Source organism: Hydromonas duriensis (genome assembly GCF_004363775.1).
GTDB lineage: Bacteria > Pseudomonadota > Gammaproteobacteria > Burkholderiales > Burkholderiaceae > Hydromonas > Hydromonas duriensis.
Window position 1 is genome coordinate 108,018 of record NZ_SNZE01000005.1, and the last position, 11,627, is coordinate 119,644.

The 11,627-nt window shown below is 47.9% G+C and carries 10 protein-coding genes and 2 pseudogenes; 8 read left to right on the forward strand and 4 right to left on the reverse strand.

The window, feature by feature from the left end; all coding sequences use genetic code 11:
* Positions 1-22 precede the first annotated feature (22 nt).
* Complete coding sequence (locus DFR44_RS03750) at positions 23-1,519, forward strand: CoA-acylating methylmalonate-semialdehyde dehydrogenase (RefSeq protein ID WP_133619372.1); 1,497 nt, start codon at positions 23-25, stop codon at positions 1,517-1,519.
* A 221-nt stretch (positions 1,520-1,740) separates the two neighbouring features.
* Positions 1,741-2,064 (forward strand): hypothetical protein, encoded by a 324-nt coding sequence (locus DFR44_RS03755; RefSeq protein WP_133619373.1) that lies wholly within the window; start codon positions 1,741-1,743, stop codon positions 2,062-2,064.
* Positions 2,065-2,334: 270 nt separating this feature from the next.
* On the opposite strand, the gene DFR44_RS03760 is transcribed toward DFR44_RS03755, so the two are convergent.
* Positions 2,335-2,628, reverse strand: a complete 294-nt coding sequence (locus DFR44_RS03760; RefSeq protein WP_133619374.1) for an energy transducer TonB — start codon at positions 2,626-2,628, stop codon at positions 2,335-2,337.
* 66 nt (positions 2,629-2,694) lie between these two features.
* On the opposite strand from DFR44_RS03760, the pseudogene alaS reads away from it, so the two are divergent.
* Both alaS and DFR44_RS11775 read left to right on the forward strand, forming a co-directional pair.
* Positions 2,695-3,855 (forward strand): annotated as a pseudogene (alaS, locus tag DFR44_RS11770) (alanine--tRNA ligase); the annotation flags it as partial.
* A 171-nt stretch (positions 3,856-4,026) separates the two neighbouring features.
* A pseudogene (locus tag DFR44_RS11775) lies at positions 4,027-5,577 on the forward strand (alanine--tRNA ligase-related protein); the annotation flags it as partial.
* A 53-nt stretch (positions 5,578-5,630) separates the two neighbouring features.
* Here the strand turns inward: DFR44_RS11775 and DFR44_RS03770 are convergent.
* Both DFR44_RS03770 and lplT read right to left on the reverse strand, forming a co-directional pair.
* Positions 5,631-6,158 carry an adenine phosphoribosyltransferase gene (locus DFR44_RS03770; protein ID WP_133619376.1) on the reverse strand — a complete coding sequence of 176 codons (528 nt, stop codon included), beginning with the start codon at positions 6,156-6,158 and terminating at the stop codon, positions 5,631-5,633.
* 77 nt (positions 6,159-6,235) lie between these two features.
* A complete protein-coding gene (gene lplT / locus DFR44_RS03775) occupies positions 6,236-7,498 on the reverse strand; it encodes a lysophospholipid transporter LplT (RefSeq protein ID WP_133619377.1) in 1,263 nt (420 codons plus the stop codon).
* Positions 7,499-7,800: 302 nt separating this feature from the next.
* On the opposite strand from lplT, the gene alr reads away from it, so the two are divergent.
* From alr to DFR44_RS03790, 3 genes are read left to right on the forward strand one after another with little or no spacing between them, the layout of a single operon-like run.
* Positions 7,801-8,880, forward strand: coding sequence for an alanine racemase (alr, locus tag DFR44_RS03780; RefSeq protein WP_133619378.1), 1,080 nt, complete (start codon positions 7,801-7,803; stop codon positions 8,878-8,880).
* A gap of 41 nt (positions 8,881-8,921) precedes the next feature.
* Positions 8,922-9,722, forward strand: coding sequence for an AzlC family ABC transporter permease (locus DFR44_RS03785; RefSeq protein ID WP_133619379.1), 801 nt, complete (start codon positions 8,922-8,924; stop codon positions 9,720-9,722).
* A complete protein-coding gene (locus DFR44_RS03790) occupies positions 9,719-10,057 on the forward strand; it encodes an AzlD domain-containing protein (RefSeq protein WP_133619380.1) in 339 nt (112 codons plus the stop codon). Before DFR44_RS03785 ends, DFR44_RS03790 begins: the two co-directional genes overlap by 4 nt.
* Positions 10,058-10,258: 201 nt before the next feature.
* Here DFR44_RS03790 and DFR44_RS03795 read toward each other — a convergent pair whose 3' ends face one another.
* Positions 10,259-11,146 carry a YadA family autotransporter adhesin gene (locus tag DFR44_RS03795; RefSeq protein WP_162845145.1) on the reverse strand — a complete coding sequence of 296 codons (888 nt, stop codon included), beginning with the start codon at positions 11,144-11,146 and terminating at the stop codon, positions 10,259-10,261.
* Between DFR44_RS03795 and DFR44_RS03800 the strand changes: the two genes are divergently transcribed.
* Positions 11,118-11,555: a hypothetical protein gene (locus tag DFR44_RS03800; RefSeq protein WP_133619382.1), complete on the forward strand. Its 438-nt coding sequence runs from the start codon at positions 11,118-11,120 to the stop codon at positions 11,553-11,555. The two genes, DFR44_RS03795 and DFR44_RS03800, sit on opposite strands and share 29 nt — an antisense overlap.
* Positions 11,556-11,627: the final 72 nt, after the last annotated feature.

Genomic DNA, 11,627 nt, shown 5'->3' on the forward strand with positions numbered 1-11,627 from the left:
AAAAGACATTCAAGAGAGCCTTATGACAACTATTTTTAATTGGATTAACAACCAGCCCGCCCACAGCGTGTCTACCCGCCGCAACGATGTCACCAATCCTGCAAAAGGTGAAGTCATTCGTGATGTTGTGCTTTCGAACACGGATGATGTCAATGCCGCTGTGGCCGCAGCGCAAGCGGCTTTTCCAGCATGGCGCGACACGCCGCCGCTGCGTCGTGCCCGTATCATGATGAAATTCCGCGAATTGCTGGAGCTCAATCGCGACAAACTCGCCGCGCTCATCACTGAAGAACATGGCAAAACCTTTGATGATGCCCAAGGCTCGGTGACGCGCGGACTTGAAGTGGTCGAGTTTGCACAAGGCATTGCGCACATGCTTAAAGGTGAAATAGCTGAAAATGTCGGCACAGGGGTGGACTCTCACTCCTTAAACCAGCCGCTTGGTGTTTGTGCGGGCATCACGCCGTTCAACTTCCCCGCGATGGTGCCATTGTGGATGTTTCCAATGGCGATTGCCTGTGGCAACACCTTTGTTTTGAAACCATCCGAAAAAGTACCGTCTTGCTCAATGTTGCTCGCCCAGCTGGCTAAAGAAGCGGGCTTGCCCGATGGTGTGTTAAATATCGTCAATGGTGATAAAGAAGTGGTCGATGCTTTGTTGAGCCATGACGATGTAAAAGCCGTCTCATTTGTTGGCTCAACGCCGATTGCCAAATACATTTATCAAACAGCCGCTGAACACGGCAAGCGTGTGCAAGCCCTTGGTGGGGCAAAAAATCATGCCGTCGTTATGCCCGATTGTGACTTGGATTTCACCATCAACGCCTTGATGGGCGCGGCTTATGGTTCGGCAGGTGAACGCTGCATGGCGATTTCGGTTGCGGTCGCTGTTGGCGATGTGGCCGATGCTTTGGTCTCGAAATTGGCAGAAAAAGCCCAAGCCTTAAAAATCAATAACGGCATGGTCGCGGGAACTGAAATGGGGCCTGTTATATCAGCCATTCATCGTGAAAAAATTCTCGGTTATATCAATCAAGGTGAGCAAGAGGGCGCGACACTCGTCGTTGATGGGCGCGGCCTGAGCGTGACAGGACATGAAAAGGGCTTCTTCGTTGGCGGGACTTTGTTTGACCATGTCACGCCAGACATGACCATTTACAAAGAAGAAATTTTTGGCCCCGTGCTCTGCGTGGTTCGGGTCGAGTCGCTGGAAGAAGCGATTGCCTTGATTAACAAAAACATGTACGCTAATGGTACCGCCGTATTCACCAGCAATGGCGCGGTTGCACGTCGTTTTGAAAATGCCATTGAGGTCGGCATGGTTGGTGTCAACGTACCTATTCCAGTACCTATCTCCTTCTTCTCGTTCGGTGGCTGGCGCAATTCTTTGTTTGGCGACCAACACATCTATGGCCCAGAGGCGATTCGCTTCTACACCAGAAGTAAAGTCATCACTCGCCGTTGGCCTGAATCGGGTATGGCGCACGCAAACAGCTTTGTCATGCCAACCTTGGGATGATGTGATGTTGTAGCCGATTGAGTTCGTTGTTTTGAAGAAAAATGCAACCCAATTTAGGTTGCATTTTTTCTATTGGCTGGCGGTTGTGTGTGTGCAAGGTGAAAAGTGAAAAGCCTCTGGGGTTGAATCCTATTCCGATGTCATTCTCTTGTCTGATTGACGTTATAAACGTATAGATATACAATTCGCGTCTTTTAGACTAACCATTAAAGGAGCCTGCTATGGCGAAAAGTGTCACTATCCAAAATTCAACGAATGGACTGACAAAATCAGGTTATTTCGGTTTTAGTTGGACTTATTTGTTCTTTGGCTGGTTCGTACCGCTTTTTCGAGGCGAGTTAGGTGTTGCAGCACTTCATGCGTTGTTTTCATTCCTGACACTGGGGGTATGGCAGTTGATTATGCCATTTTTGTACAATAAGCAATACATGACACGGATGCTTGAAAAAGGCTATGTTTTGAAAGATTCAGAAGAACGCATGGCTCAGGCTCGTCAGGCACTTGGCATTATCGACATGCGCACCACAAGCATTAATGCGAGTTAATTTTTAGCACAATCTCAAGTAATCTAGCTTAAACTTGACTTAAAATACGGATTCACGGTGGCGCAGCGAAGCTTCACCATTCACAACAACTGCGTTGCCCGTGATTGAATTAAATACTAATAAATAATCCGTCTTTTTTCCAGTGGTTACAGTTCCCACTTTAAGCCCTCTACTGTTTACTGTTATCAGCGTTCAGCTGCGTCGTACGTTCAAATCACCATCCAAACAAGCCAGATAACGTTAAATTAGCGTCAAATTAATTGGACGTCATTATTTTAATAAGTTGCTTGGCACTTCCCATCTCATATTATGCCATTGCGCCACTGCCTTATGACCGACGCGTGGCTGAGCGAATTGTCGCCCTTTGATTTCAGCGATGGCCATTTGATCAATACTTTTGTCGCCACAACTCATCTGAATGGTGACCGTTTTGACAAAGCCATTTTCGCCCACATGAACGCGCATCATCACAAAAGAGCGTTTAAGTCGGCGCGGGGTGGTTTTTTCATCCATGGGCTTCATACTGGGGTGTTTAAAAAGAAAGTACAGTAGTTTTCGTAACATGATGCGTATTATAATACGAGGGTTTCGCCGCATTGTCGCGGGTGTTGATAATTAATAGGATATTTTATGCAAGTTGCAGACATACGCCAAAAGTTTTTGGATTTTTTTGAGCAAAAAGGCCACACCGTCGTGCGCAGTTCCTCGCTCGTGCCTGGTAATGACCCCACGTTGATGTTTACAAACTCGGGCATGGTGCAATTTAAAGACGTATTTCTTGGCACTGACAAACGCCCCTACAATCGCGCCACCAGCGTACAAGCCTGCTTACGTGCAGGCGGTAAACACAACGACCTTGAAAACGTCGGTTACACCGCGCGCCACCACACTTTTTTTGAAATGCTCGGCAACTGGAGTTTTGGCGACTATTTCAAACGCGAATCGTTGCAATGGGCATGGGAATTATTGACCCAAGTCTATCAATTGCCCGCTGAAAAACTCTACGCCACCGTCTACATGGAAGACGACGAAGCCTACGGCATCTGGGAAAATATTTTCATGAGTGCAGGCTTCACAAAAGAGCGCATCGTTTCTGAAAATCGCATCATCCGCATCGGCGACAATAAAGGCGGGCGTTATATGTCCGACAACTTCTGGATGATGGCAGATACAGGGCCATGCGGGCCATGCTCAGAAATTTTTTACGACCACGGCGACCACATCGCGGGTGGTTTACCAGGCACGCCCGAAGAAGACGGCGACCGCTACATTGAGATTTGGAACAACGTCTTTATGCAGTTCGACATGCAGCTCGATGGTTCCGTCAAGCCATTGCCCGCACCGTGCGTTGATACAGGCATGGGCTTGGAACGTCTCGCCGCCATTTTGCAACACGTCCATAGCAACTATGAAATTGATTTATTTGCCAACTTAATCCAAGCCGCCTCACGCGAAACGGGTTGCACGGATTTGAAAAATCCATCGTTGAACGTCATTGCCGACCACATTCGTGCATGTTCATTTTTGATTGTTGATGGCGTGATTCCATCCAACGAAGGTCGCGGCTATGTCTTGCGTCGCATCATTCGTCGCGCCATTCGTCATGGTTATAAACTCGGCGTGCGCAAACCATTTTTCTCAAAACTGGTTAAAGACTTGGTCAAAGAAATGGGCGCGGCGTACCCAGACTTAGCCGCGAAAGAATCGCTGGTCACGCAGGCGTTGCATACTGAAGAAAAGCGATTTTTTGAAACTATTGAAACTGGCATGCAAATATTTGATCGTGAGGTCGAATGCGCTACTATTAAAGCTATATTTGAATCGAAAAAAAGTGTGGTTGAGAGTGTTAAATTTACGACCCTCACAGATTTGAATGTTTCTGCGCGTTATTTTGAGTGCAAAGTAGATGATAAGGTATATGCTGTAATTAGTGAAAAACCTGATTTTGATGTGGATATGTTTGGAAAGTTGGGTAAGAATCGAAACCAATTTGATGAAGTAGTTTCTTTTTCGACTGAAGTTTTGGAAAGTGTAGAAGGCGTTGTTTTAGCAGGAGACGTTATATTTCTGTTGCATGATACATTTGGATTTCCTGCAGATTTAACAGAGGACATGTGCCGTGAGAAGCGTATAGTTGCTGATATGTTAGGTTATAACGCCGCCATGAACGCCCAAAAAGACGCCTCGCGCGCCGCTGGCAAGTTCAAAATGAACACCACCATCAGCTACGATGGCGCAAAAACCGACTTCAAAGGCTACAGCGATTTAACAGTGGATGGCGCGAAAGTAACGGGCATTTACATCGATGGCGTCTCGGTTGAGCAAATGACTGCGGGTCAAAGCGGTATTGTCATCCTTGACCAAACGCCGTTTTATGCGGAATCGGGCGGTCAGGTCGGTGACGCAGGACAATTGAGCGAGGGCAAGGACTGCGCTTTCTTCGCGCAAGTGAGCGACACCACCAAGGTGTTGCCCGATGTGTTCGGACATCACGTACAAGTTGAAGCAGGGCAAGTGTCTGTCGGCGACCAAGTCACGGCGCGTGTCGATGGCGAACGCCGTGCCGCCACCATGCGTAACCATTCTGCTACGCACTTATTGCACAAAGCTTTGCGCACCGTGCTCGGTGAACATGTGCAACAAAAAGGCTCCTTGGTCGATGCGGATAAAACTCGTTTTGACTTTGCCCATAATGCACCCGTAAGCGCGGACGACATCGTGCGCATCGAAACTTTTGTCAATCAAGAAATTTTACAAAACGGCCACACCCAAGCCCAAGTTATGGCATTTGACGATGCCAAAGAAACGGGCGCAATGATGCTGTTCGGCGAAAAATACGGCGATGAAGTACGCGTGTTGTCAATCGGTTCTTCAGTTGAATTGTGTGGCGGTACGCACGTACATGCCACGGGTGACATTGGTTTGTTTAAAGTCACTTCTGAAGGCGGTGTTGCGGCGGGCGTGCGCCGTATCGAAGCGGTTACGGGCATGAATGCCGTGCGCTACACTCAAAGCCTCGCCGCGCAACTCAGCCAAGCCGCAGGCGCACTTAAAGCCGCGCCATCGGAATTGGTCGAACGCATCCAAGGCACACAAGAGCAAATTAAAACCTTAGAAAAAGAGTTGACCGCTGCTAAAGCAAAAATCGCTGCGGCTCAAGGTGGCGACCTTGCCGCGCAAGCAGTGGATGTCAACGGTGTTAAAGTCCTCGCCGCCCTCATCGACGGGGCTGACATCGACATGCTGCGCAATACGATGGACAGTTTGAAAGACAAACTCGGCTCCGCCGTCATCGTTCTCGCGACGGCGAGCGACAAAGCCACGATTTTAGCAGGGGTCACCAAAGATTTAACGGCTAAAATCAAAGCAGGCGATGTCGTCAACCACGTTGCCGCGCAAGTGGGCGGTAAAGGCGGTGGACGCCCCGATATGGCGCAAGCGGGGGGTACGGATGTTGCCGCATTGCCCGCAGCCATGGCGAGCGTGCAAGGGTTCGTTACTGCGAAGTTATAAAAAAGTAAGGTGGGCATTGCCCACCTTTTTTGTTATGCAGATACGCTGCGTAGTCACGCGGGCACTGTGAGCATTGAAAAAATATCAAAGCCCGCCAGTTTTTCACGGCCACCTAAACCATCTAATTCGAGTAAAAAGCCAAACCCCGCCGTTTCGCCTCCTAATTGAGACACCAGTTGGGTCACTGCATGGGCAGTGCCACCTGTGGCAAGTAAATCGTCAACGATGAGAACGCGCTCGCCTGGTTTGATGGCGTCTGCGTGAATTTCAAGTCGGTCTGTGCCGTATTCCAAGGCGTAATTGACACCAATGGTGACTGAAGGCAGTTTTTTCGGCTTGCGAACAGGTACGAACCCTGCGCCCAATTCATAAGCCAATGTTGGGGCAAAAATGAAGCCGCGTGCTTCTGTACCAATGACTTTATCAATTTTTTGGTCGCGATAATGCTCAATAAAGCCTTGCATAATCGCGCGTAGCCCAGCTGGGTTTTCGAGCGCGGTGGTGATGTCGTAGAACAAGATGCCTTGTTTGGGATAATCTGGAACTTGGCGAATTAGTGAAAGGATGTCGACTGTGCTCATGTCATTTAATGGATGTGGGGTTAAAAAATATGTGTTTAATAACTATTTGGTTGATTATTGGGTTCGAATCAGATCGACTAAATATGTTCGTGGTGTGCTACTTCTTCAATCAGTTTGTCCGCGTCGTAGTGGGTGCGGTTGTAGACATACCAGCGGTAAAATAAATACATCAGTGTAGTGATTAAAAACACGAAGAATAATATGGATGTGTGCAAAGGAACATGAAAATACTTTAATCCAGCGTAAATCGATAGCATGAGCAAGATGCTCAAATTTTCATTGAAATTTTGCACAGCAATTGAATGCCCCGCACTTAGTAAGACATAGCCTCGGTGTTGCAGCATGGCATTCATGGGCACGAGGAAAAAACCCGCCAGCGCACCAATACCAATCATCAGAGGGAAGGCAATCCATACTGACCGTATCCACAGTAACGAGACCAGTGTAATGCCTAAAAACATGCCCAGCGGAATGACGGAGGTTGCACGGCGCATGGCGACAAAGCGTGCGGCTAAAATCGCCCCAATTGTACTGCCGACGCCCACAAAGGCTTGCATGGCGGAGGCTTCTTCAAGTGTTTTACCCAAGTCCGCTTGTGCCCAATCCAGGATGATAAATTGCATCACCGCGGCGACCCCCCACAGGAGGGTTGTGATGGCAAGGGAAATTTGTCCCAACTTGTCGGACCATAGTGTACGGTTGCAATGCCAAAAATCTTTGATTAAGGCGATTGGGCGGTGCGCTTGCTTACCATAGCGCGTGCCTGTGTCAGGAATTAAAAAGTTTAAATAAGCAGCCAGACCGTACACGCCGCAAATGATGGTAATGGCGGTGAATGCGGGGCTTAATGTGATGCTTGGAATGTGCGCAACTAACCAAGTGTGGGTAAAGTGCGATGATAAAAATCCACCTAAAGCCGTACCGAAAATAATTGATAAAACGGTGGCGGCTTCCATCCAGCCGTTGGCGGCAACTAATTTTTCAGCGGGCAGCAGCTCGGTGATGATGCCGTATTTCGCAGGAGAGTAAGCGGCCGCGCCCAAACCGACCACAGCGTAAGCAAGCATTGGATGAACACCAAACAACATGATGGCACAACCAGCCACTTTAATTGAGTTGGTGATGAGCATGACGTTGCCCTTGGGGCGAGAGTCGGCAAAAGCACCCACAAACGGCGCGAGCACGACGTAAGAAACTGTAAAAAATGCCTTGAGCAGCGGTTCTTGGCTTTGGTCTGCCAGCATTTCGCGCAAGAGGGCTATTGAAGCAATGAGCAGTGCGTTATCAGCTAAAGATGAAAAAAACTGCGCAGCTAAAATAATATAAAAAGCAGGGGTCATGTGTGTTGAACGCTCTTAAAATTGCTGAAACTTGTCATTGTGTCATGATGAAACTATGAATGTTTTGCAGGTTGTAGTTGCACAAGTGGAGCGTTTTCTTCTCGGAAATCATTTAATACCAATCTTAATGTACGTCAGCAGGCGTTTTATAACACGATTTTCAAAAACGAGGGGCTTTTTCGCTTTAAAAGGTGATGAAAATAGCCCCTTAAAGAGATGATGCGGGTCGATAAAATTTACCGCAATCGGCGATATCCTTGTGTAAAATATCGAACAATTTGATAATTTCACAGGAGTATATTATGCCACGTCCCATTATAGCAACGATATTTACTGACGCTATAGCGCATAATATTAAGCGTGCGCAGCAGGTTTCAGGTGCAAAAGTTTGGGCGACCATCAAAGCAAATGGCTACGGGCATGGCATTGAGCGCATATTTAAGGGGCTGAAAAATGCAGACGGTTTAGCCATGCTTGACTTTGACGAAGCACAACGGGTGCGCGATTTGGGATGGACGAAGCCTATTTTGATGCTTGAAGGTGGTTTTGAAATGGCGGACTACCTTTTGGCGCACCAACTTGATTTGACAATGGTGATTCATTGTCCAGAGCAAATCACATGGTTGGAGCAAGCTGCATTGCCAAAACCAATAGATATTTATCTTAAAATGAATTCAGGCATGAACCGTGTTGGTTTTGCTCCTGAAGTGTATGGCGATGCGTATCGTTGTTTGAAGGGCATGCCATCGGTTGGGCAGGTGACGTTAATGACGCATTTTGCCAATGCCGATTTGAAAGATGGTGTTCATGAAGCCATGAACCGCTTTAATTCGGCAACGTCGCCATTAATGCTTGGATCTCCTCATTTACAACGCAGTTGCAGTAACTCAGCTGCGACTTTAGCGCATCCTGAAGCCCATTTCGATTGGGTGCGTCCTGGCATCATGATTTATGGTGGTTCACCCTTTGCCACTCAAACTGCGGCGGAGTGTGATTTACAAGCTGCTATGTCTTTAGAATCTGCCGTTATCGCGATTCAGAACATCAAGCAGGGCGATGCCGTTGGCTATGGCTCAAAATTTGTCGCGCCAAGCGATATGACGATTGCGGTGGTGGCGTGTGGTTATGCCGATGGTTATCCAAGACACGCGCCAACGGGCACGCCTGTCTTAGTGGGTGGTGTGCGTACGCGTCTGGTGGGGCGGGTATCAATGGATATGTTGATGGTGGATGTGACGGGGATAGCAAATGTTCAAGTGGGTACGGCTGTGGAGCTTTGGGGGCAACACATTGCCATTGATGATGTGGCGCAGGCATCTGAAACAATTGGGTACGAGCTGATGTGTGCACTGGCTTTGCGTGTTCCTGTTAGAATTGCCTAAAAATACAATTACATAATAATAAGGCGGGAGACATTGAGACCATGAGTCTATTTTTAAAATTTTTTGGCGTTCAACTAACAGATACAAATGATTTGAACCTCTTTAAGTCTGCGCTTAAAGAGGGTTTGCACACCATCAGCGGTACGGCTCTTGCCACGCTCATTTGGGGGATGGTGACGGCTGTTGCAATGATTGCGGGTGGTTTGTTGCCGCAATACGTGATTTTAATCAATTTAACGGTTTATGCCGCGTCTGCTCAACTCACGGTCTTGAGCATGTTGATTTTGCATTCGCCCCTTATCATTATGTGGTTGGCGGCGGTCGCGGTTAATTTACGCTTTGTGATTTTTAGTGCGGGGATTCGCCCGTATTTCAGGCACTTGAGCTTGAAACATCGTTTGTTGTACGGTTTTTTGAATACCGACATCAACTGGATGCTGTTCAGTTATCGTTATCGCAATGACCAAGCCGCCCCAGCTCGGCTTGAGCAAACAGGCTATTTTTTGGGCATGGCGGTGACCAATTATTGTCTTTGGCAGGTGGGTGTTTTGGTTGGCGTTATCTTCGCTAGTTTGGTGCCGACTGAATGGGGGTTAAAATTGGCGGGCACTTTGACTTTATTGGCGCTCGTTTTAAAAGCCGTCAATCACTGGGCTGGTGTGGCTGGATGTCTTGCCGCCGCAGCGGTGGCGGTGGCCTTACAAAATTGGCCTTATAAATTATGGGTGGTTGCCGCGATAGTCGCGGGTGTATTGGCGGCTTTATTGGTTGAGCAGTTTTGGCCAAAGGCTCATTTTTCTGCTTCTTTACGCCATCTTGATAGCAAAAAGGAGGGGGCATGAGCATCTCGGAACACGTTTGGCTGTTGGTGGCAATTTTCGGTTTAACCGCAATGACTTTTATCACCCGTTCATTTTTTTTACTGACGCCCGCGCATTTTGAGTTTTCACCGATGATACAGCGCGCCTTGCGCTATGCGCCGATGGCTGCGATTGTGGCGGTGATTGCACCTGATGTGCTGATGCAAGGCGGAGCAGTTGATTTGTCATTGCATAATAAAGCACTTTTTGCGAGTGCATTGGCTGGCGCCGCTTTTATGTGGCGACAAAGTTTATTGCTGATGATTGGTGTTGGCATGCTGGTGTACACCCTTTTAAGATTAGGTCTAGGGTGGTAGTGCGTGTAATGTGTGTGTCATCGTTCTAAAAATAACCAGTATCCGCTGTTCATAGAATACCGCGTCCATATTGTTTCCTTTTCGTTGTGAGTGTTGTCACAATGTTGTTTCAATTTTTGTAACCATTTCTGTAGCTTTTGGCGATTGATTAAACGGGCAAGCGTATCGCTTGCCCGTTCTGTTGAGCATTTAATTGGCTAATTAATCGCCAACCACCCATTCAATAGCAGCACCTGCGGCCACACCACCTTTTTGACTTGCAGAAACGCCTCCAGTTAAACTCCAGCGACCTGTTTCAGCCGTTTGACGCATGGACACGCCCAACGCTGATTGACCTCTGAAATACCCCACGCCTGCACGAACAGTGGTTTTGCCTGGAACAACCAATGCAGGTGCTTGCAATGCAATGGCAGATGCAACGCCCGCAGACAATTTATCATCCAGTGCATTGATCTTGCTGTCGACAGTACTGCTGAGACCTTGTAACTGGCTGACATTCACTGCATCCGTCGGTGCCGTACCTGCCGCTACGTTGGTAATCTGACGTTCGTTACCAGCAGAGCCAACCGAAACCGCATTGTCACGATCGGATACCGAGCCTGAACCCAAAGCGACAGAGTTGACCGCCGTTGCGGACGAGTTCGCACCGATAGCAACCGAGTTCGATGCACTTGCCGATGAGTTCGTGCCCAAAGCCATTGAATCCACACCGCTAGCCGTTGCGTGGTTACCCTGCGCAATGGCGTTCTCTCCAGAAGCGAGCGAGTTTGCCCCTATAGCGATTGCGTTTTTACCGCTTGCAACAGAACCCGCTTCGCTTGAGTTTTTCAGGCTTTCAACAGTGTCCGATTCGCTGGAGTTGACTTGGAAGTACTTCGTGCCTTGTTCGTTCATTGTTTGGACGCTGGTCGACAATGACGCAATAGATTCGTTTGTCAAGGTTGATAAAGAAGCTACGGCGGAGCTAGAAGAATCAACTGCATTACCGATAATGCTAGATACCGTACTCGACAGTGAAGCCACAGCATGATTGACGTCTGTTAGTCCTGTAGATAACGAGGTGACTGAAGCGTCTGTTGCTGAAGACAATGACGTAATTGAACTGATTGTCATTGTTGACAACGATGCAATCGCGTTATTGGAAGAGCCGATACTTGTCGAGATATTCGATACCACAGTTGACAACGAGGACACCGCACTATTGGTTGTCGTAAAGCCAGTTGAGGTTGAAGTTGACAATGATGCAATAGAACTGCTCGTCTCTATAAAGCGCGTGTTGACCGATGTAGACAATGACGCCACTGAGTTGTTGACAAACACAAACCCAGTCGAAGTCACGGTTGACAACGAAGCAATGTTAGCGCCACTCAACGTTGACAATGAAGCAATTGCACTATCCGCAGCACTCAAAGCCGTTGATGTTGTACTTGAGATAGCGGTCGACAACGAGGCGATTGAACTGTCTGTTGTACTAATGTTGCTGCTCGTTCAAAACTGACCATTTAAAGGCATAAATTTGCGTTCAAAATTGACCAGGTAATCCAAGTATTCTGCTTATTTTATAAGCAGG

Coding starts and splice junctions, on each gene's coding strand:
- DFR44_RS03750 (WP_133619372.1), top strand. CDS start 23: ATGACAACTATTTTTAATTGGATTAACAACCAGCCCGCCCACAGCGTG.
- DFR44_RS03755 (WP_133619373.1), top strand. CDS start 1,741: ATGGCGAAAAGTGTCACTATCCAAAATTCAACGAATGGACTGACAAAA.
- DFR44_RS03760 (WP_133619374.1), bottom strand. CDS start 2,628: ATGTTACGAAAACTACTGTACTTTCTTTTTAAACACCCCAGTATGAAG.
- DFR44_RS03770 (WP_133619376.1), bottom strand. CDS start 6,158: ATGAGCACAGTCGACATCCTTTCACTAATTCGCCAAGTTCCAGATTAT.
- lplT (WP_133619377.1), bottom strand. CDS start 7,498: ATGACCCCTGCTTTTTATATTATTTTAGCTGCGCAGTTTTTTTCATCT.
- alr (WP_133619378.1), top strand. CDS start 7,801: ATGCCACGTCCCATTATAGCAACGATATTTACTGACGCTATAGCGCAT.
- DFR44_RS03785 (WP_133619379.1), top strand. CDS start 8,922: ATGAGTCTATTTTTAAAATTTTTTGGCGTTCAACTAACAGATACAAAT.
- DFR44_RS03790 (WP_133619380.1), top strand. CDS start 9,719: ATGAGCATCTCGGAACACGTTTGGCTGTTGGTGGCAATTTTCGGTTTA.